Below are 21,271 nucleotides of genomic sequence, written 5' to 3' on the forward strand. Positions count from 1 at the left end.
TCCTAGAGCGGTTTTTCTCACTAGATATCGAAAAAGCAACGGAAGTGATGCTCAAGGTTCATTATGAAGGTAAAGCTATATGCGGCACATACAGTGCTGAAATAGCCGAAACAAAGGTAGCGCAGGTAACGATGTACTCAAAGGAAAATGAGCATCCGCTACTATGTACAATGGAGCAAGTATAAATTGCTCGAACAACACTGTTGTTCCCTTAGGAGGTACTTATGCTAAATAAAGAATTAGAGACGAGTTTAAATGGCGCATTTGCTCGCGCGCGAGACAAGCGACATGAATTCATGACTGTCGAACACCTCCTACTAGCATTATTAGAAAATGATGCGGCCAAGGAAGCGCTCCAAGCTTGTCAGGCTGATCTCGATGCTCTTCGCAATGAGCTCGATATTTTTATCGATCAAACAACCCCACTTATCCCAGAAAGCGACGAAACTCGTGAAACACAGCCTACGCTGAGCTTCCAACGAGTGCTTCAGCGCGCTGTTTTCCATGTTCAATCTTCAGGTCGCAGTGAAGTGACAGGTGCAAATGTACTTGTGGCTATTTTCAGCGAGCAAGAATCTCACGCGGCATATCTACTTAAGAAGAACGACATTAGCCGTTTAGATATCGTTAACTTCATTTCTCATGGTATTACCAAGGCCAGTAACGAAGGCGATAGTTCATCACCTTCGGATTCATTTGGTGGTGCAGAGAGTGCTGAAGAAGCCAACTCTGAAGATCGCCTAGAAAATTTTGCGACTAATCTGAATGAAGTTGCGAAACAGGGCAACATTGATCCGCTTATCGGGCGAGATAAAGAGCTAGAACGTACTGTTCAAGTTCTGTGCCGTCGTCGTAAAAATAACCCTCTGTTAGTGGGAGAGGCTGGTGTGGGTAAGACCGCAATTGCTGAAGGCCTTGCATGGCGTATTGTTGAAGGACAAGTACCTGAAATCATCCAGAGTAGTGTGATCTATTCTTTAGATATAGGTTCGCTGCTAGCGGGTACTAAATATCGAGGTGACTTTGAGAAACGTTTCAAAGCGATTCTTAAGCAACTAGAGAAAGAAGAAGACGCGATTCTGTTCATCGATGAGATCCATACTATTATTGGTGCGGGTGCAGCATCGGGCGGTCAGGTTGATGCTGCAAACCTAATCAAGCCACTATTAAGTAGCGGTAAGTTACGTTGCATCGGCTCGACGACATACCAAGAGTACAGCAGTATTTTTGAGAAGGAGCGTGCTCTATCTCGTCGTTTCCAGAAAATTGATATTGTTGAACCATCACTAGATGACACAACTAAGATTCTGATTGGCTTGAAGCCAAAATATGAAGCTCACCACGAAGTACGTTATACCAATAAAGCGTTGCGTGCTGCTGTGGAATTGTCGGCCAAGTACATTAACGAACGTCACCTTCCAGATAAGGCGATTGACGTGATTGATGAAGCGGGCGCTCGTAGTCGTTTAGCTCCAGCCAGTCGTCGTAAGAAGACGGTAAGCGTTGCTGATATTGAGTCGATGGTAGCGAAAATGGCACGTATCCCTGAAAAATCAGTTTCATCTTCAGACAAAGATACGTTGCAGAAACTGGACGACCGCATGAAAATGTTGGTATTCGGACAAGATCCAGCTATCGATGTATTGAGTGAAGCGATTAAGCTAACTCGTGCTGGGCTTGGTGCAGACAATAAGCCGGTTGGTTCATTCTTGTTTGCTGGTCCTACTGGTGTGGGTAAAACCGAGGTCACGGTTCAGCTTTCTAAACTAATGGGTATTGAGCTGCTACGTTTTGATATGTCTGAATACGGTGAACGTCACTCAGTCAGCCGTTTGATCGGTGCTCCTCCAGGTTATGTAGGATACGACCAAGGTGGTTTACTCACTGATGCAGTAATTAAGAATCCACACTCTGTTGTGTTACTGGATGAGATCGAAAAAGCTCACCCAGATATCTTTAACTTGTTATTGCAAGTGATGGATAACGGTACGTTAACCGACAACAACGGTCGTAAGGCCGATTTCCGTAACGTGATCTTAGTGATGACGACCAACGCTGGTGTTGCTGAAACTGAGAAGAAATCGATAGGCCTGATCCAACAAGATCACGCACCTGATGCGATGGGCGAAATTAAGAAGGTGTTTACACCTGAGTTCCGTAACCGTCTTGATAATATTATTTGGTTCAACAGTCTAGATCCAAGTGTGATTAGCCAAGTTGTCGATAAGTTCATTGTTGAGCTTCAGGTTCAACTAGACGCTCGTGGCGTATCGTTAGAGGTTTCTGAGGACGCTCGCCATTGGTTAGCTGACAAAGGCTATGACAAGACCATGGGTGCTCGTCCCATGGGGCGCGTTATTCAAGACAAACTTAAGAAGCCACTAGCAAACGAATTATTGTTTGGTAGTTTAGTTGATGGCGGTACTGTGAAGGTATCTTTGAAGAAAGACGACCTAGACTTTGTTTATGTGGGTGCGAAAGAAGAGGTTATGCACTAACGAAGTGACGGATAACTCAAGGACTTAAATATATAGCGCATGACTTCGGTTGTGCGTTTTTTTATGCTTGCGAGATGCGAGATGCGAGATGCGAGATGCGAGATGCGAGATGCGAGATGCGAGATTGACGTTGCTGAATAATAAGAATGTCTAGGCGATAAAAAACGGAGCATTAAGCTCCGCTTCTTATCGTATTCGATAATTAAAAATTAACGAGCACGGAAGACGATGCGGCCTTTAGAAAGGTCGTATGGAGTCATCTCAACAGTTACTTTATCACCAGTAAGAATACGGATGTAGTTTTTACGCATTTTACCAGAGATGTGTGCTGTCACTACGTGACCGTTTTCAAGCTCAACACGGAACATTGTGTTTGGTAGAGTATCAAGGACAGTGCCTTGCATCTCGATTACGTCTTCTTTAGCCATCTAATCCTCTTTCGAAATTTGGCGGTTTTCAACGGCTTGATTGTGCCGTTAAAATCAAAATATGTAAAGTTGTCGCGTATTCTACCCTTGCCATCGCTGATTTACTAGCCTTTGATGACGTTGAAATCGTACTTTATAGTTCATCGCAGGGCATTCATCGATCTGATAACCCAAATATAACCACTGTTTTTGTTCTTTCTGGGCATGCTGAATCTGAAACAGAACACCAAGTGTTCCCATAGAGATGTCGATATCAGGATCGAAGAAGGTATAAAATGCGCTGGTGCAGTTTGACATAACATCAGTGACGGCGATGCCGACCAATTGGCTGTCATCATAGATGTGCATGAACTTTGTAGCAAGCCATTCATTTTTTGAGAATTGTAGGAATTCATCTTTTTTGGGTGGGTACATGGTTCCCGAACGATGACGAGCAGTGATGTAACGGCTATATAAATCAAACCAGTTGTCGTCCATCGCATCTTTTAATTCCCAGCGAAAGGTTTTAGCCTTGTTGATGATTCGACGCTGGCTTTTGGAAAACTTAACCTCGGGGATCGAAAGGCGAATCGCTTGGCACGCAGAGCAACTGTCGCAATGCGGCTTATAAATGGTAGCTCCACTGCGACGAAACCCGTTTGCTAACAGAACTTCATAATTGTCGGAAGTATGCATGTGTTCGTCAAGAGTGACGGCCACTCTTTCTTCAAGGTGTGGTAAATAGCTGCAAGCGTGATTATCTGTTAATCCAATTCTGATTTGTTGTAAATCTGGATTCATTAAGGCGTTTCCTCTAGCCATTGTGTTTTAAAGCAAGCATCGTCAACCTGGTTTGTTTTTAACGATTGTAGAGAACTCAGAAAAGCCTCTCTGTCGACTTCAATAGCGCCCAGAGATTCCAGGTGAGGGTTCATGACTTGGCAATCGATAAGCTTACCTCCGAATCGGGTAAAGTGTTCGCAGAAGTACCACAGGGCGATTTTAGAGGCGTTGGTTTTTAAGCTAAACATGGATTCACCACAAAAGACTTGGCCTCTTTGTAGGCCGTAAAGCCCGCCAATCAATTCATCATTTTGCCAAACCTCTACTGAGTGGCAGAAACCTAGCGAAGCGAGTTCACAGTATGCTGACCGCATGTCGCTGTTTAGCCAAGTTTCTTCTTCGGGCCTCAACGATGAGCAGTATCCAATCACTTTGTTGGTTGCTCTGTTGATACTGATGCGATAGTTGTGTTTTCTTTGAAATTTTTTAAGACTTTTTGATGGTTCGAATGTCTTAGGATTAAATACCGCTCTCGGTGCCGGGCTCCACCAAAGTATAGGTTCACCTGGGCCATACCATGGAAATATACCTTGGCTGTAAGCGTTTAAAATTCGCATTGGTTGCAAATCACCACCAAAGGCGAGTAGGCCGTTTGGCTCATCAAGCGCGTCGAAGGGCGAAGGAAACTCTATACTAGTAGTATCAAGTTCGGTTAGGTATATAGTCATAAGTACCGCGTTACAGATTAATCACTGACCAAGAGGTCTTTAGGAGTTTTACCATGAAGAAGTTGCTTTGGATTTTACTTGTTTTGCCTATGTTGGCAAATGCCGCTTACAACCGCAACCAAGCACGACCTGTTAATGAGGTCGTTTATGGTGAGATTGATACGGTTAGATACATAACGCAACAAGAAATTGTGGAGTCAAAAGCGAATGGTTGGGAAACTTTATTAGGTGCGGCAATCGGTGGTTTAATTGGTAATCAATTTGGCGGAGGGACCGGTAAAGAAGTGGCTACCGCTGTTGGAGCCGTAGCGGGTGCTGGAATCGCACGTAATCGAGGAAATACGCAGTATCGAGTGGAATATAAGTTAGTTGAACTGCTAGTCAAAACGAAAGACAACAAGTTAGTGAACATCATCCAAGACGTAGACAACTCCATGTTGTTTAACCGAGGTGATGATGTACGAATTCTGTATTTTTCTGATGGTGTTCGGGTTGATCTCGCGTACTAGTATATAAATACACTTACTTGGCTAATTAATCACCTTTTTCATGGGTATTAGCTCTGGAGTTCGTTGGAAAAGTTCGTTAGTCTGCAAGTACGAAGAATTATTCATCACCCGAAAATAAATACGCTCCAGTGACTTCGGGTGGTACAAGGACTATAAGATTTAATGGAAAGCCTTACGTTACAACCAATTCAAAAAGTGAGTGGGGAAGTTAACTTACCTGGCTCAAAAAGTGTTTCTAACCGTGCCCTTCTTTTGGCAGCACTTTCAACTGGAACCACTCGTTTAACAAATTTACTCGACAGTGACGACATTCGTCATATGCTGAACGCACTGACTCAGTTAGGCGTTAATTATCAGTTGTCCGCAGATAAGACAGTTTGTGAAGTAACTGGTGTTGGTGGTGCGTTTTCAAGCGATAAAGCCCTAGAACTTTTCTTAGGTAACGCCGGTACGGCTATGCGTCCGCTTGCTGCTGCACTTTGTTTAGGCCGCGGTGAGTATGTATTGACTGGCGAACCCCGCATGAAGGAGCGCCCAATTGGGCACTTGGTGACAGCGTTGCGAGAAGCTGGCGCAGACGTTGAATACTTAGAAAACGAAAACTATCCACCGTTGAAGATCACAGGGACTGGCCTTAAGAGTGGTACAGTTTCAATCGATGGTTCTATTTCTAGTCAATTTTTGACGGCATTTTTGATGTCTGCACCTTTGGCTGAAGGCGAAGTGACAATTAAAATTGATGGCGATTTAGTATCTAAACCTTACATCGACATTACGCTACACATTATGAAACAATTTGGTGTGGATGTGATTAATAACGATTACCAAGAGTTCGTGATTCCTACAGGGCAATCGTACTCAGCGCCAGGTGACTTTTTGGTCGAGGGCGACGCATCATCTGCATCTTACTTCCTTGCTGCTGCTGCAATTAGAGGCGGCGAGATTAAAGTGACGGGTATTGGTAAAAACAGTATCCAAGGTGATATCCAATTCGCTGATGCGCTTGAAAAAATGGGTGCCGAGATCGAATGGGGTGATGACTATGTTATCTCGCGCTGTGGTGAACTTAAAGGCATTGATATGGATTACAATCATATCCCTGACGCAGCAATGACTATCGCGACAACCGCGTTGTTTGCTAAAGGAACAACCGCTATCCGTAATGTCTACAACTGGCGTGTAAAAGAGACTGATCGCCTTGCTGCTATGGCAACAGAACTGCGCAAAGTTGGCGCTGAGGTTGAAGAGGGTGAAGACTATATCATTGTTAACCCTGTTGCTGAACTAACACACGCGGCTATTGATACTTATGATGACCATCGCATGGCGATGTGCTTCTCGCTGGTTGCTTTGAGTGATACCCCGGTAACTATCAATGACCCAGGTTGTACATCAAAGACTTTCCCTGATTACTTTGACAAGCTGAAAATGCTGAGTCAATAGAGTTCAGAAAGTAAAAAGCTTGCCTAAATGGCAAGCTTTTTCGTTATAGCTCAAGCGTAAATTCTTTTGAAAGATGGTGCGCTAAGTATTTAAACATGTTAAATACAGCGGTTGTGTTCTCTGTTGGTAATCCATTGCTGTCTAAGAAGTATTCACCTTTGAAGACGAGTACATCATCTTTTTCTACTACGCTGTTTGCGCGCATGCCTTCAATGTAGTCATCATGTGATTGGATAATTTGGTTTGCGATAAGCAGTAAATCAAATTCTGCTATTACTTTCTTTGTCATGAGTCGATCTCTGATAACTGAATATAACGTTGAGTTTATGGTGTCACACTAGAAATTCAATGATTTCACAACCGATTAAGAGTGTCTTTTCGAATATCTACCGTTTATTTTGTGATTTATGACAAAAATAATTGAATGGGGCTCGCGTTAGATTCGTGGACAAGCTTAGTATGACCGCGTTTATACGTAATGCCTGATGAATAGGCTCTTGCAAGTATTTTTAATGAGTACTTTATAGCTTCTTTATATTGTGACCCTTTTCTCTTCTGAGCCGCTGAATTGTCGAGCAATCAGATCCAATTTTGAAAAAAGCGGTTGATCTTCTAGTAATCTCGCACAATAGTAAAAAAAGAAGCAATGAATTTAGAATATCATGCGTAAAAGCCCACAAGCTAAATTGTTGGTGCTGAAGCATCGTGATTAAGGACGTTAGAGTCAATATGGGTAAATCGCTCGTTATAGTGGAGTCGCCAGCCAAGGCTAAAACTATCAATAAATATCTTGGCAAAGACTTTGTCGTTAAGTCGAGTGTAGGTCACGTACGTGATTTACCAACGGCGGGTCAAAGTACTGGTCAAAAGGCTGCTGCAGTTTCAACCAAGGGTATGAGCCCAGAAGATAAAGCTCGTATCAAGAAAGAAAAAGATCGCAAAGCTCTTATCAAAAAGATGGGTATCAACCCATATAAAGAGTGGGAAGCGAATTATCAAATTCTACCGGGTAAAGAAAAAGTTGTTGCTGAATTGCAAAAACTGGCTGAAAACGCAGACCATGTTTATCTCGCAACCGATTTGGACCGCGAAGGAGAAGCTATCGCATGGCACCTTCGTGAGATCATCGGCGGCGATGAAACGCGATACAAGCGAGTGGTTTTTAACGAAATCACTAAGAATGCTATTCAACAAGCCTTCGAAACTCCGGGTGAGCTAAACATTGACGGTGTAAACGCACAACAAGCACGACGTTTTATGGACCGTGTTGTTGGCTTTATGGTGTCACCTTTGCTTTGGAAAAAAGTAGCACGAGGCCTATCCGCTGGCCGTGTTCAATCAGTCGCTGTAAAACTACTGGTTGAGCGCGAGCGCGAGATCAACGCTTTTATCCCTGAAGAGTTTTGGGATGTGCATGCTGATACCAAAACAGCAGAGAAAACAGATTTCAGACTGCAAGTCGCTCAGAAAGACGGCGTTGCGTTTAAACCTGATAATGAAGCGCAAACACAAGCTGCAGTTAGCGTTTTAGAAAAAGCGCAATACGAAGTCTGTAAACGTGAAGACCGCCCAACTAAGAGTAAGCCGTCTGCACCTTACATCACGTCTACGCTGCAACAAGCGGCGAGCACGCGTCTTGGTTATGGCGTGAAGAAAACCATGATGCTGGCTCAGCGCCTGTATGAAGCGGGTTACATCACTTATATGCGTACTGACTCAACGAACTTGAGTTCAGAAGCTGTAGAAGCCGCTCGTGAATACATTGGTTCTGAGTACGGCGCGCAATATCTTCCGCCTAAAGCACTGGTATACGGTAGCAAAGAGGGCGCTCAAGAGGCCCACGAAGCGATTCGTCCTTCAAGTGTAGATGTTAAGTCGGAAGACCTAAACGGCGTAGATGCAGACGCACACAAGCTGTATTCATTGATTTGGAATCAATTCGTTGCGTGTCAAATGACTCCCGCTCAATACGATTCAACGACGGTAAGTGTTAAAGCTGACGAGTACACGTTAAAAGCGAAAGGTCGTATTCTTAAATTTGATGGTTGGACTCGTGTTCAGCGTCCAATGGGTAAGAACGAAGATACAATTCTTCCTGCAGTTCAGATTGGCGATAAGCTTGATCTCATTGCGTTAGACCCGAAACAGCACTTCACTAAGCCACCAGCTCGTTTCACTGAAGCGGCACTAGTTAAAGAGCTTGAGAAGCGTGGTATTGGTCGTCCTTCAACATACGCATCAATCATCTCGACGATTCAAGACCGTGGTTATGTAAAAGTTGAACAGCGTCGTTTCTACGCTGAGAAGATGGGCGAAATTGTTACTGACCGACTAGATGGCAGCTTCAATGACCTAATGAACTATGACTTCACTGCTCGTATGGAGCAGAAGTTGGATCAAATCGCTGAAGGTGAAGCAAGCTGGAAAGGCGTGTTAGATAACTTCTTTGAAGACTTTACTGGCGATTTGGAAAAAGCAGATTTAGACGAAGACGCGGGTGGCATGAAGCCAAACCATATCGTGGAAACCGATATTGAGTGTCCGACTTGTGGCCGTAAAATGGGTATTCGAACTGCCTCGACAGGCGTATTCCTAGGTTGTTCTGGTTACGCACTCCCACCAAAAGAGCGTTGTAAGACAACAATCAACCTTGGTGATGAAGAAGGCATTATCAACGTGCTTGAAGAAGACGTTGAAACCGCAGCTCTTCGAGCTAAAAAGCGCTGTCCTATTTGTGAAACGGCAATGGATGCTTATCTAATCGATGATAAGCGTAAGATGCACGTATGTGGTAATAACCCGAACTGTGAAGGTTATGTGGTTGAGCACGGCGAATTTAAAGTGAAAGGCTACGATGGTCCACTTGTTGAGTGTGACAAATGTGGTTCTGACATGGTTCTAAAGAACGGTCGTTTTGGTAAATACATGGACTGTACGAGTGAAGACTGTAAGAACACTCGTAAGATCCTGAAAAATGGCGAAGTAGCGCCACCGAAAGAAGACCCTGTACATTTCCCTGAACTTCCGTGTGAAAATTCAGACGCGTACTTTGTTCTTCGTGATGGTGCCTCTGGCCTATTTATGGCTGCGAGCAACTTCCCTAAATCACGTGAAACGCGTGCACCATTGGTGGAAGAGTTGGTTCGTTTTAAAGATCGTATCTCACCTAAGTTCCAGTACCTAACGTCAGCGCCGGTTGCTGACCCTGATGGTAAGCCGACAGTGATTCGTTTTAGTCGTAAGACAAAAGAGAACTACGTTCGTACCGAAGTAGACGGAAAACCTTCTGGTTGGACTGCTTTGTATATCGACGGAAAGTGGGAAGTTACAGATAAACGTAAAAAGCCGAAAGAGAAGTAACAGAACACATTGATTGAGAAGCAGCCATTGGGCTGCTTTTTTTTGTCCAAAACATGACTAAGTATGCAACTAATTGATTTTCTATTTCAATTGAAATAATTTATTAAATTCACGATGGAAAATAAATGAGAGCAATTAATTACATCTTATTATGGAAGCTTAACTAGACTGTAACTTAACTAAAATATTGTAACTGAAAGAACAGTGTTTAGTTGTATACCTGATGTGTGACGGGTGTTAATGTAATGTTTCGTTCGGATGGTGTTATGTGAGCTGCTTTAAGTCTTAAGAAAGCAATCGGTTGCCATGACGCAGAATGGCGTATTAAAAATTGAAATCGGCACAAAAGTCGATAACGTATATCAAACCAAGTGCAAAGAATAGTGCACACATAACAACGTTTGGCTTAGGATACTGTCACTGTATGTGAATGGATATTCGTTAAGTTCCGAAATGAATGTTAGTGCTCATCCCCCTGAGGAAGATACCTCTACGAGCACTGACATCGACAAGCTATAAATATATGGAGAATAAAATGGCTGGTGTATTGGGAATGATTCTTGCTGGTGGTGAAGGTTCTCGCTTGAGACCTTTAACTGAGTCTCGCAGCAAACCCTCGGTTCCTTTCGGTGGTAGCTACCGCTTAATTGATTTCGCTTTGAACAACTTTGTTAATGCTGATCTGATGAAGATCTATGTTTTAACACAATTTAAGTCACAATCACTGTTCCATCATATGAAAAAAGGTTGGAATATCAGTGGTATAACAGACCGATTTATTGACCCTATTCCGGCACAAATGCGCAAAGGAAAGCGTTGGTATGAAGGCACAGCAGATGCAATCTACCAAAACATGGGTTTTATGGAATTGGAAGAACCTGATCAAGTCTGTATTTTCGGTTCTGATCATATCTACAAAATGGATATCAAACAGATGCTTGATTTCCACAAAGAAAAGAACGCGGCTTTAACGGTTTCAGCGTTACGTATGCCACTTTCCGAAGCTTCTGAGTTTGGTGTTATTGAAGTTGATGCTGAAGGTCGTATGATTGGTTTTGAAGAGAAACCTGCAAATCCCAAGTCGATCCCGGGAGATCCTGAATCAGCGCTTGTTTCAATGGGCAACTACGTGTTCGAAGCGAAAGAGCTTTTTGCTGAACTAACGGAAGATGCTGATAGAGAAGGGTCGACACACGACTTCGGCAAAGACATTATTCCCAACATGTTCCCACGTGGTGACGTGTTTGTTTATGATTTCAGCACCAACCGTATTACCGGTGAGAAAGAAGAAGTTTACTGGCGCGATGTAGGTACGATTGACGCGTACTGGCAAGCGCACATGGATCTTCTTAAGAAAGATGCGCCATTCTCGCTATACAACCGCAAATGGCCTTTACACACTTATTACCCGCCACTACCACCAGCTACGTTTACTGATTCGGCAAATGGTCGAATTCAGATCATTGATAGCCTTGTGTGTAGCGGTAGTTATGTACGTGGTTCGCGTATTGAAAAGAGTGTATTGGGCTTTCGCAGCAATATCGCATCAGCATGTGATATTAGCGAGAGTATCTTACTCGGTGATGTAAAAGTGGGTGAGGGTTGTATCCTGCGTCGCGTTATCATCGATAAAGATGCAGACATCGCACCGGGTACACAGATTGGTGTAAACTTGAAAGAAGATAAAAAGCATTACCACGTCTCTGACGATGGTGTAGTAGTGATTTCTAAAGGAGCACGAGTTGGTTACTAAGACTCTCTCGGTACTTTTTGTAGCGTCTGAAGTTGAAGGCTTGATTAAAAGTGGTGGCTTGGCTGATGTAGCTAAGGCACTGCCTAAAGCGTTACAAACACTCGAACAGGATGTTCGAGTGACCATCCCCGCTTATCGAAATATACCTAATATTGACTCCGCAGAAGTTATTTTAGCCACTGAACTCGATCATTGGCCTCATACCGCTTATCAGGTTAAGAAGTTGAGCGTTGAAGGCGTTCAAGTGTTTGGTATTGAATGTGCTAAATATTTCGACCGCCCTGAAATGTATGCCGAGAACAATCAAGCTTATGCTGATAATGGAGAACGTTTCTCCTTCTTTAGTGCCGCTTGTTTAGATATGTTACCAAAGCTTGGTTTCCAGCCTGATATCGTTCATGCGAATGATTGGCATACTGGTTTTGTTCCTTTCTTGCTCAAGTCTCGTTACCAACAACACGATTTCTTTGAAAATACACGCAGTGTCATTTCAATTCACAATGCGGTTTTCAAAGGGGTGTTCTCATATGATGAGCTGCAGTGTCTACCTGAAATGCACAGCTACAATGTACCAGAAGCAGCGGTGAGTGATACTCACGTTACTATGCTAAAAGCAGGCGTGTTGTGTGCAGATAAAGTCAACGCGGTAAGCCCAACTTATGCAGAAGAGCTGAAAACGGAATTAGGAAGCCACGGTATGTCGGCTGAGTTTCAACATCGTTCGGCAGACTTGTTTGGTATTCTTAACGGCTGTGATTACGGTGCTTGGAATCCGGAAACAGATGTGTTCCTGCCTCGTAAGTATAAAGCGACGAAACACAGCATGGTTCGTGGCAAATCAGCTTGTAAGCAAAAACTGCAACAAGATGTTGGCCTGCCCCTGAATGATTGCGCTGTTTATGGCATGGTTTGCCGTTTGACGAATCAAAAAGGTGTCCATTACTTACTGCCGATCATCGAACAGTTCTTGAAAAACGACCTTCAGATTGTGATTGTCGGTACTGGTGATCCGGTTTTGGCGAGTCAACTTAAAGAGTTATCAGCACTTCATTCAGACAAGTTCTCTTTTGTCGAAGCGTACAATAACGAATTGGCACACTTGGTTGAAGCGGGTTCTGATTTCTTTTTGATGCCTTCGGAATTTGAACCGTGTGGTTTAAACCAAATCTACAGCATGGCTTACGGTACTTTGCCGATTGTTCGTTCTGTGGGAGGTTTAAAAGACAGCGTGAATGATTACGATGAGGATTCTGAGGTCGCGACTGGGTTTGCTTTTGAAGAGCCAACCCCACAAGCACTATTGGCAGTGTTACATCGATCGTTGTTACTTTATGCGCAAACGCCGTCTGAAATTAAACGGGTTCAGCTTTATGCTATGCAGCAAGATTTTAGTTGGGAAGACGCTGCTAAAGAGTATCTAGCAATGTACCATACTGCATTTTAACGTTAATTTAATCTCTTGATGTAGCTGATGTACACCATTAGCACTAAACAACGGAAGGCGCTCTTTTCACAGAGTGCCTTTTTATTTGTTGGTCTGTCTACATCACGTTTGAGAAGACAGAGCTTGCAAACTCATGTCAGTCAGGTAGAAAAGAGGGAGTAGGTATTCACATGACTAATGGTAGGTTTGACACTATTATCACTTAAAGTTCTTAATTGCGTGATATCCTTAGTCATTGCCTTGTGATGAGGCACAGCTCCATTTTAATAATTAAAGCGATAGGTATGTCTGAGAGTTTATTATTCCATAAAACATTTACTCACCCTACGAGCGACGAGTGGGTTGTGTTTGTGCATGGCGCAGGAGGAAGTTCCTCTATCTGGTTCAAACAGATCAAAGCGTATAAACAGCATTTCAACTTACTTCTCATCGATCTGAGAGGGCACGGTAAATCAGACAATATACTTAAAGGGCTGATTTCGAATCGTTACACCTTCAAATCGGTAACGCTCGATATTCTCAAAGTTTTAGATCACCTAAAAATTCGTTCTGCCCATTTTGTTGGCATGTCTTTAGGTACTATCATAGTACGTAACGTCGCTGAGTTAGCAGCAGGGCGTGTGCGTTCAATGGTATTAGGCGGCGCTGTTACTAAGCTAAACACTCGCTCTCAAGTTTTAATCAAATTAGGTAACTTAAGTAAACACATTATTCCTTACATGTGGTTATACAGTCTTTTTGCGTATGTAGTAATGCCGCAGAAAAGCCAAAAAGAGTCTCGTCACCTTTTTATCCGTGAAGCTAAAAAACTGTGCCAAAAAGAGTTTAAGCGCTGGTTTATCTTAACGGCAGATGTAAACCCTTTGATGAAGTATTTTAAAGATAGGGAATTACCAATACCGACTCTTTATTTGATGGGCGAACGTGATTACATGTTTATTAAGCCTGTAAAAGAAATGGTGGAAGCACATGAGTCGAGCGAGCTAGTAGAAATTCCGAATTGTGGACACGTATGTAATGTGGAAAATCCTGAAGAGTTTAATCAACGTTCGATTGCGTTTATTCAAAAGCAAATTCAGTGATTATCTCGATTCTTTATCAGAACAGACGCTCGAATAGAATTGAAACAAAAACGGGAAGCTAATTTTAGCTTCCCGTTTTTGTTTGGAGGAGGTATCTGACCGAGTTGTTATATAAGGCCGTTGGAGCCACTTTACCTTTCAAAACCTGCTATTCAGGAGAAGCAGCACCGCACTGCCAACAAGAGCCAAATTGGGCTTCATTGACTTCATGACACTGTCTGCAACGCCACTCTTCATAGATTATAGAATCTTGCTGTTTTTGGTATTCATTGACAATAACACGTGCCTTATTGGCTTGTTCTGGTTCATACAGCCAAACATACGGGTCAGTATCTTCTGTAAAAGGGATTTCCCCTTTCAAACCAAACAAACCCTCACCACGGACCTCACACGCAATATTCTCACTTTCTAGCAATCCACATATGATGTGAGCTTCAGCAGGGTTCGATGCGCTAAAGATTTTCATTGAAATAGAACCTTATTTGGCTATGTGTGTTATCTAATCTATATCCATTATTCAGCTACAGGTGTTGAGCGAAACTTACCCATCAACCATTTAGCAATAATTGGGAATATACCTAGTAATGCAAATGACAGCAGCACTGAAGGAGACACGATACCCGAAAGTGAATCTATTTCTGCGAGTTGAGTACCAGCATTTAAGAAAACAGCTGTACCTGGCAACATCCCAATTTGACTCGTAATGTAGTAACGACTTACCGACATCGGCGTTAGACCCATCAACAGGTTGATAAGGAAAAATGGGAATACAGGGATCAGGCGTAGAGAAAATAAGTAAAATGCCCCGTCTTTTTCGACACCTTTATTCATGGTCGCCAATTTGTCGCCGAATTTGGTTTGAATCCAGTCACGTAACAAATAGCGGCTACTCAAAAAGGCGATAGTTGCACCGATTGCACTGGCGAATGACACCAATAACAAACTATTCCAAAAACCAAAGAGCGCAGCACCCAATAGGGTCACAACAGCAGCTCCTGGAATCGAGAAAGCGGTAATCATGACGTAAGCTGCGAAATAAATAGCAGCCGCGGCGATAAAATTACTGTCAATGTATTCATTCAAAACGGCTTGCTGAGCCTTGGCATTCTCAAGTGTGAGGTATTGGCCAAAGTTGACGCCTAGTAAGACAATCGTTATGACCAACACAATACCCAATATCATTTTCTTACTCATTGATACTTCCTCTAAATTTTCAATGCATACCGATAGTATAGATAGACAGGTAAAGCTTAGATTAACTTTCAACAGATATAAAAAAAAGCCGCATAAATGCGGCTTAGTTATGTGTAGTTTTAACTGACAATGTTAATTTACGCGACTGATAAGCTCTTCGCGACGCTGCTGCGGTATAACAGACCAATGTGTACCATTAATCGCACCTTCTAGCGCCCAAAGTAACTCGATACTGACAGAGGACGCGTGAGATTCCTTGATGGCGTTAAACGCGTTTACAGAGCCAGATTCATATAAACGTTCTACGGAATCTATCCCAGCCTTTTTCAACATGCGCTCGGTAGCAAGTCGAAGGTTAGGAAGGTCTTTTAATCGAGTTGGTTTAGCAGAAGACTGTTCAGCTTTTTCATCTTTAGCAAAACCCAAAGACGTAGTCGCAAGCTGCAAGATTTTTTCTTGATCCTGCCACAGGCCTTCAGGCAAAGCGAAATATTTAGTAACAACAGGGAAGCCACGTTTTTTGTAAACGTAAGGTTGAAACCCTTGTTGTTCAAATTGCTTTGTTGTGCATTTGTCCGCTCGTATATGCAACTGGTCATTTACAACCAGAGCAAACATCGTGTCATCGGCAAAAAGACCGAAGCCACCAAACATTGAACGTGATTTTATTTTTCCTAGGGACTCAAATAACTTCATTGAGTCCTTTAGTATCGGTTTATCCATGTTATTTATCTCGGTGTATTTGAACTACGCCACCAAATAAGCAGGTCCGAGAGATTAGCAAAATGTTGCAACTAAATTGTCAATAAGCCGTAAATTACTAAATTATTAGTAACCACTGCATTTTGCCATCGGTAACCCCGCTACCATACCAACGAGTGGTTTAGGCCGGAAGCTTTGCGTCTCACTCTTTCGAGTGGTTTGCCCTGTGCGTGACTGATTAAATAGAATAAAGTTTTTGTTGAATGAAGCTCACACTTGTTATTTCAAAATGTGATATTGCTTCAATTAATGATCTTGCTGTTATGATACCAGGTTCATTAATGTTGTTGATAAAAAAAGCGCACCTAAAGGTGCGCTTGATTAGAATAAACTGAATTTATCAATTAATTTAACGTTTTAACTGTACTTCGCTCAACAATTTCAGGGTGCATTTCGAAAACGCGTTTTTCATGATCTTTATCTTTGATGCGTTCTAACAAAATTTCGAATGCATTTTTACCAACACGACGCTTCGGTTGGTGAACCGTGGTCAATGGTGGGGAGAAATATTCAGCGAGTTCGATGTTATCGTAACCAATAACTGATATATCTTCAGGAATGCGAATTCCTTTTTCTTGTAATCGACTCATCAAACCTAGTGCCATGGTGTCGTTGAAACAGAACACTGCCGTTGGGCGATCTTTCATCTCAACAATCTTATCTGCTGCTATAACAGCAGTATCACATTCAAAGTTACCTTCAATGATCAAGCGTTCGTCAGTGGCAATATTAGCTTCGTCAAATGCACGTTTGTATCCTGCGATACGTTCAACACAGGCTGCTTTATCTAAGTGGCCACTTAAACAAGCAATCTTAGAGTGACCGCGTTCAATAAGGTACTTGGTCGCTAGGTAGCCACCTTCTTCAGAGTTATCAATGATCTTGTCGGCTTGAGAGCTCTCAGGACCCCAGTCCATCACTACTTTAGGAATGTCAGCGTGACGGTCTAACATTTCTCTTAGTTCTTCAGTTAGGTCTGAACACATAACCAAGATGCCATCTACACGCTTCTCTGCAAGCATTCGAATGTAATCACGTTGCTTCTCATAAATACCGCCTGTGTTACACAAAATCAAAGTGTAGCCTTGACGGTAGCAGTAGCTCTCTACGCCATCGATAACCTCAGAGAAGAATAGGTTGGTTGACTGAGTTACTAGCATGCCGATAGTGCGTGTTGTATTACATTTCAAACTACGAGCAACAGCACTCGGTGCATAGTTTAGTTCGTCTACGGCTTTGTTTACTTTTTCTTGAGTCGCTTCTGCGACAAAACGTGTTTTGTTGATTACGTGAGAAACGGTTGTTGTTGATACGCCTGCTAAGCGAGCGACATCTTTTATAGTGGCCATGGTTTTATCCTATTAGAAGCTACTTTCCCAAAGTACGGAATAAAGTAGCCGTTAAGCTACTTAACTAAGAGCTTAAATTTGTAGGGCTCTTTGGGTACTAAAGTGCTAAAAAACAAAAAACCGCTATTGAGCGGCTTGTCTTAACACCGAAATGCTTTGAACTTAAATAAGCTTAGCATTTCGTGAATGTTTCATATTTTATCGTTTGCGGTCACAATTTTAGACTGACTAGAAATTACTCGCAATATAATTCACCCAGAAATCCGGGTGAATTGTCACATTCTACTGAATTTATTTACCTAGTCGTTGGGCGAACTTATTCACCAGCTAAATATTGAGTGTCTAAATTGCAAAATGCGAGTAGCAAAGACGAGACCGAAGCGTAGAAACCAAACTGGTCAACGTCATGACATTTCACATTAAACTTTGGCAACCAAGTAAGTAGTTGCTGATCGATAAACTGCTGTTGAATGACGAACGATTTCTCTAATTCTTCTTCAAGCTCAGTTTCATTTGAACGGATGATTAGATTGCCAAGGAAGTCGAGTTCGATAGCAATGTGATCTGCAGGTTCTTTTAAGTCTTGGTTCACGATTAAGTTGTGCTTAGCCATGATGTCTTCCATGTCTTTAGCTGGCTTATCGTTTAATAGACCTGTTTCGCCGATGTACATTGAAGCGTAAGGTAAAGCACCATGTTTGTCTGTCTTCAAGAAAAGGTCGCAGAAGTCAGCAGACAGTTCCAGTTGGGCATCTTCACGTGTTTGTAGACGGTTCAATGCGTCTACAAGCTTATCAATCGAAGGCTTTAGAGCTTCATTCGAACCTAAACCAGAAAGGAAAGAACGAATTTCAACAGAGTGGTAGTGATCGAGTTCTTCTTGAGTGAGCTCTTTGGCGAATAAGCTTGATAACCACCAGTAAATTTCTGCTCTTTGCTCGTTGAATGCTTTCGTATCTTTCATTTCATAGATCCTGATTTAGTCTTGTGATGTTTATATACTCAGCGCCGTTAAGTCATTTGGGTACAAGCACACCAAGGCTGAATAACAAGGTTATTTGCTAAGCGCAAAGTGACTCGTTCGTAGTAATGCCTATATTGAATTGCGATGGACGATAAATAGCAAGGTTTAAGATTGTCTTGTATCAAAAAAAATCCATGTTTCTGGCTTTTATCTTCAGTACCACTAGAATTGTTACTAGTTATGAATAGAATAGTCATTGAAACTATTAAATAAGAAAAGTGGTGTAGATGAGCTATCACGTATTGGTCGTAGAAGATGATGTGGTAACCCGCAGTAAACTGGTTGGATATTTCCAGAACGAAGGTTATACAGTGAGTGAAGCTGAGAGCGGCGCTCAGATGAGAAACGTGTTGGAAGAAAACAACGTTGATCTCATTATGCTGGACATCAACTTACCAGGCGAAGATGGATTGATGCTAACTCGCGAATTACGCAGTCAATCAGACATTGGAATTATTTTAGTTACTGGACGCACGGATAGCATCGACAAAATCGTAGGCCTTGAAATGGGCGCAGACGATTATGTTACTAAACCCTTCGAACTTCGCGAATTATTGGTTCGAGTTAAAAACTTACTTTGGCGTATTGCTGCTGCTCGTAGAACAGCGACGGGAGTGGTGGAACAAGCAGAAGATGAGTCTGTTGTTCGTTTTGGTGAGTGGACGTTTGATATTCCTCGCCGAGCGCTAAGCAAAAATGGTGAGCCGGTTAAACTGACTAAGGCTGAGTATGAGTTGCTAGTCGCACTCTCTTCTTACCCTAACCAAGTATTAAGTCGCGAACGTATTTTGAACATGATTAGCCACCGAGTAGATGCGCCTAATGATCGCACTATCGATGTGTTAATTCGTCGTATGCGCGCAAAAATGGAGTTTGATCCCAAGAACCCACAGATTTTTGTGACGGTTCACGGTGAAGGTTACATGTTCGCTGGTGACTAAACCCTTCGCGCGTTTTAATCAGTAAAAAAAGACAACTAGCGTAAAAAAGCCGAGACATCATTGATGTTTCGGCTTTTTATTTCTTGCCATACTATTGGTTATTGCTAACCATCCGAAAATTAATAGATATCTATTTGAGACTAGGCCGCAGAAACGACGCCATTATCTTCTTCTAAAATAGAAGGCTCAGGGACAACGATAGGCTCTTCAACATTATCATTACTCGTGTCTAGCCAATCGCGGAGGCTTTGCCAAACTAACCCCATGGTTTCGTGCCAATAACGTTCGGTCTGCTCAAGGTATAGCGCTTTAGGCATGTACTTATCCCAAGGCTCTACAATGCCTTCTTGTGCAAGGTAGTTGGTTGGTGCCGCTAATGGTTTCATACCCGCAGCATGGAATTCATTCAAGGCGCGAGTCATATGGCTAGCCGATGTAACTAATACCATCTTTTTATTTTTAACAAACGCGGCGGCTTGGCGGGCTTCTTCCCACGTGTCTTTTGCTGTTTCAAGCAAAATGATGTCAGGTTTTGAAACCCCAAGCGCTAAAGCCACTTTAGCCATCATTCTTGCATTACTCACTTCAGTCCCCGCACCATAGCCAGACAAAATGAGTTTGGCACCAGGATAAAGGCGTAAAATACGAATGCCTTCACTTAAACGCATCAATCCTGTGCGACTAAGCTCAGATGTAGGTGGGATTTGGTCGTCTACGACGTGACCACTGCCGAGAACCATAACGTAATCGATGGTGTCATCGACGGGTAAAAAAGCGGTGTGTTGCCTTTCCATTGGCATTAAAAGTTGACTAGAAACTGGCTGGAAAGCGATGAGGAAAATACCACAGAGGGCTGAAAGGGTAATTAGGCAACCAGTCTTCCTTTTGGTAGTAAACATCACTAGGGCTAAACCCAGAAAAGCGAGAATTAACATTGCTGGCAGTGGCATCAATAATGAAGACACTACTTTTTTCAGCTCAAACATATCCGAATAGTCCGAAAAAACATCACTTGGTAGTAAAAAGAGACATCGCCTCTTTATTCCTGAAATTCCTGTGACAGAATAGCAGGCACGATAGGACATAATAACTCAAGTAGCCGTGACTGAAGACCGTAATTTCGACGATATTGCCCACAAATTTGCAAAAAATATTTACGGCTCTGACAAAGGAGAGATCCGTCAGATCATCGTATGGGAAGATTTAGAACAAGCTTTGAGCAAATTTGATGGTTCCATATCTCCGTTGCATATACTCGATGCTGGCGGTGGGCTTGCACAAATGTCGCAAAAAATTGCGTCGCTTGGGCATAATGTTTCTCTGTGTGACCTCTCTTCTGAAATGCTGAAACTAGCAGAAGAAAGTATCAGCGAAGCAGGTTTGCTAGAGCGGTATCGTTTTATCCACTCTCCCATTCAGAATGTGGCAGAACATCTCGATGGGAAAGTCGATGTTGTGATGTTTCATGCTGTGATGGAGTGGTTAGCGAATCCGAGAGAGGCGCTTGATTTATTACTTGAACAAGTAAAGCCGGGTGGTGTTGCTTCGATAATGTTTTACAACCACCACGGATTAGTCCTGAAAAATGTGATTTGTGGCAACATTCCTCATGTATTGAATGGGATGCCACATCGAAAACGGTTTAAGCTGCAACCACAGAAAGGCTTAAAGCCTGAAGAGGTTTATCAATGGATAGAAGACGCTGGTCTAGACATCTGTGGTAAATCAGGCATTCGTTCTTTCAGTGACTACATAGGTAATATGGAATACATGGGCGATTACCAATTTGAAGATGTATTGGAACTAGAAAAACAGCTATGTCGCCAAGAGCCATATCTGTCGCTAGGCCGTTATATTCACGTTTGGGCTCAAAAACCTGCGCAATAACAGCGGTGAATGTGGTAAAAGAAGCCACAACATGCGCTATGCAATCGTAACAAGCCCGCGTCATAAAGAAATAGGCGTCATATCTAACACGTTCGATATGACGAAGA

The 21,271-nt window shown here is 42.7% G+C and carries 20 protein-coding genes and 1 riboswitch; of the genes, 10 read left to right on the top strand and 10 right to left on the bottom strand.

All coding sequences use genetic code 11. The features are described 5' to 3' along the window. Nucleotides 1-185, top strand: a 185-nt coding sequence (locus tag IQO02_RS22165; RefSeq protein WP_228006041.1) for an ATP-dependent Clp protease adaptor ClpS, incomplete at its 5' end; no start/stop codon positions are given. Between the two features lie 39 nt (nucleotides 186-224). After that, entirely contained in the window at nucleotides 225-2,498 is a 2,274-nt protein-coding gene (gene clpA, locus IQO02_RS11135; protein ID WP_016768421.1) for an ATP-dependent Clp protease ATP-binding subunit ClpA, read from the top strand. A gap of 209 nt (nucleotides 2,499-2,707) precedes the next feature. Here the strand turns inward: clpA and infA are convergent, their stop codons facing one another. The 3 genes from infA to aat all read right to left on the bottom strand — a co-directional run bounded on the left by infA (nucleotide 2,708) and on the right by aat (nucleotide 4,416). Further along, entirely contained in the window at nucleotides 2,708-2,926 is a 219-nt protein-coding gene (infA, locus tag IQO02_RS11140; protein ID WP_001040192.1) for a translation initiation factor IF-1, read from the bottom strand. Nucleotides 2,927-3,007: 81 nt separating this feature from the next. Further along, the gene (locus tag IQO02_RS11145) at nucleotides 3,008-3,706 is read right to left on the bottom strand and encodes an arginyltransferase (RefSeq protein ID WP_010437756.1); all 699 of its coding nucleotides are present in this window, start codon (nucleotides 3,704-3,706) and stop codon (nucleotides 3,008-3,010) included. Further along, the gene (gene aat / locus IQO02_RS11150; RefSeq protein ID WP_016788839.1) at nucleotides 3,706-4,416 is read right to left on the bottom strand and encodes a leucyl/phenylalanyl-tRNA--protein transferase; all 711 of its coding nucleotides are present in this window, start codon (nucleotides 4,414-4,416) and stop codon (nucleotides 3,706-3,708) included. Before aat ends, IQO02_RS11145 begins: the two co-directional genes overlap by 1 nt. Nucleotides 4,417-4,469: 53 nt before the next feature. Here aat and IQO02_RS11155 point away from each other — a divergent pair, with 53 nt between their 5' ends. Both IQO02_RS11155 and aroA read left to right on the top strand, forming a co-directional pair. Then, entirely contained in the window at nucleotides 4,470-4,925 is a 456-nt protein-coding gene (locus IQO02_RS11155; RefSeq protein WP_016768419.1) for a glycine zipper 2TM domain-containing protein, read from the top strand. 162 nt (nucleotides 4,926-5,087) lie between these two features. Next, the gene (gene aroA, locus IQO02_RS11160; RefSeq protein ID WP_016768418.1) at nucleotides 5,088-6,368 is read left to right on the top strand and encodes a 3-phosphoshikimate 1-carboxyvinyltransferase; all 1,281 of its coding nucleotides are present in this window, start codon (nucleotides 5,088-5,090) and stop codon (nucleotides 6,366-6,368) included. A gap of 43 nt (nucleotides 6,369-6,411) precedes the next feature. Here aroA and IQO02_RS11165 read toward each other — a convergent pair whose 3' ends face one another. Then, nucleotides 6,412-6,657 carry a YciN family protein gene (locus IQO02_RS11165; RefSeq protein WP_010437770.1) on the bottom strand — a complete coding sequence of 82 codons (246 nt, stop codon included), beginning with the start codon at nucleotides 6,655-6,657 and terminating at the stop codon, nucleotides 6,412-6,414. Between the two features lie 440 nt (nucleotides 6,658-7,097). Between IQO02_RS11165 and topA the strand changes: the two genes are divergently transcribed. The 4 genes from topA (at nucleotide 7,098) to IQO02_RS11185 (ending at nucleotide 14,007) form a co-directional block, all read left to right on the top strand. Continuing rightward, entirely contained in the window at nucleotides 7,098-9,728 is a 2,631-nt protein-coding gene (gene topA, locus IQO02_RS11170; RefSeq protein WP_010437771.1) for a type I DNA topoisomerase, read from the top strand. 523 nt (nucleotides 9,729-10,251) lie between these two features. Continuing rightward, nucleotides 10,252-11,481: a glucose-1-phosphate adenylyltransferase gene (gene glgC / locus IQO02_RS11175; RefSeq protein ID WP_080572727.1), complete on the top strand. Its 1,230-nt coding sequence runs from the start codon at nucleotides 10,252-10,254 to the stop codon at nucleotides 11,479-11,481. Further along, on the top strand, nucleotides 11,471-12,925 hold the full coding sequence (glgA, locus tag IQO02_RS11180) for a glycogen synthase GlgA (RefSeq protein ID WP_016783839.1): 1,455 nt from the start codon (nucleotides 11,471-11,473) through the stop codon (nucleotides 12,923-12,925). The genes glgC and glgA overlap by 11 nt, the downstream gene beginning before the upstream one ends. Before the next feature lie 284 nt (nucleotides 12,926-13,209). Further along, complete coding sequence (locus IQO02_RS11185) at nucleotides 13,210-14,007, top strand: alpha/beta fold hydrolase (protein WP_010437777.1); 798 nt, start codon at nucleotides 13,210-13,212, stop codon at nucleotides 14,005-14,007. Nucleotides 14,008-14,155: 148 nt separating this feature from the next. On the opposite strand, the gene IQO02_RS11190 is transcribed toward IQO02_RS11185, so the two are convergent. From IQO02_RS11190 to torD, 5 genes are all read right to left on the bottom strand, one after another. Beyond that, entirely contained in the window at nucleotides 14,156-14,473 is a 318-nt protein-coding gene (locus IQO02_RS11190; protein ID WP_193838540.1) for a DUF2007 domain-containing protein, read from the bottom strand. Between the two features lie 47 nt (nucleotides 14,474-14,520). Further along, a complete protein-coding gene (locus IQO02_RS11195; RefSeq protein WP_010437782.1) occupies nucleotides 14,521-15,201 on the bottom strand; it encodes a TVP38/TMEM64 family protein in 681 nt (226 codons plus the stop codon). A 132-nt stretch (nucleotides 15,202-15,333) separates the two neighbouring features. Continuing rightward, nucleotides 15,334-15,924, bottom strand: a complete 591-nt coding sequence (locus IQO02_RS11200) for a TfoX/Sxy family DNA transformation protein (protein WP_010437783.1) — start codon at nucleotides 15,922-15,924, stop codon at nucleotides 15,334-15,336. Nucleotides 15,925-16,051: 127 nt separating this feature from the next. Continuing rightward, nucleotides 16,052-16,137: riboswitch (cyclic di-GMP riboswitch) on the bottom strand. A 170-nt stretch (nucleotides 16,138-16,307) separates the two neighbouring features. Next, nucleotides 16,308-17,312, bottom strand: coding sequence for an HTH-type transcriptional repressor PurR (gene purR, locus IQO02_RS11205; RefSeq protein WP_010437785.1), 1,005 nt, complete (start codon nucleotides 17,310-17,312; stop codon nucleotides 16,308-16,310). A 316-nt stretch (nucleotides 17,313-17,628) separates the two neighbouring features. Continuing rightward, nucleotides 17,629-18,276: a molecular chaperone TorD gene (gene torD, locus IQO02_RS11210; protein ID WP_010437787.1), complete on the bottom strand. Its 648-nt coding sequence runs from the start codon at nucleotides 18,274-18,276 to the stop codon at nucleotides 17,629-17,631. Nucleotides 18,277-18,563: 287 nt separating this feature from the next. Between torD and torR the strand changes: the two genes are divergently transcribed. Next, nucleotides 18,564-19,277: a two-component system response regulator TorR gene (gene torR / locus IQO02_RS11215; protein WP_010437789.1), complete on the top strand. Its 714-nt coding sequence runs from the start codon at nucleotides 18,564-18,566 to the stop codon at nucleotides 19,275-19,277. 140 nt (nucleotides 19,278-19,417) lie between these two features. Here the strand turns inward: torR and elyC are convergent, their stop codons facing one another. Continuing rightward, on the bottom strand, nucleotides 19,418-20,263 hold the full coding sequence (gene elyC / locus IQO02_RS11220; RefSeq protein ID WP_010437790.1) for an envelope biogenesis factor ElyC: 846 nt from the start codon (nucleotides 20,261-20,263) through the stop codon (nucleotides 19,418-19,420). A 115-nt stretch (nucleotides 20,264-20,378) separates the two neighbouring features. On the opposite strand from elyC, the gene cmoM reads away from it, so the two are divergent. Continuing rightward, nucleotides 20,379-21,164 carry a tRNA uridine 5-oxyacetic acid(34) methyltransferase CmoM gene (cmoM, locus tag IQO02_RS11225; protein WP_016768412.1) on the top strand — a complete coding sequence of 262 codons (786 nt, stop codon included), beginning with the start codon at nucleotides 20,379-20,381 and terminating at the stop codon, nucleotides 21,162-21,164. Nucleotides 21,165-21,271: the final 107 nt, after the last annotated feature.

Source organism: Vibrio sp. OPT24 (assembly GCF_015163545.1).
Classification (GTDB): domain Bacteria; phylum Pseudomonadota; class Gammaproteobacteria; order Enterobacterales; family Vibrionaceae; genus Vibrio; species Vibrio cyclitrophicus.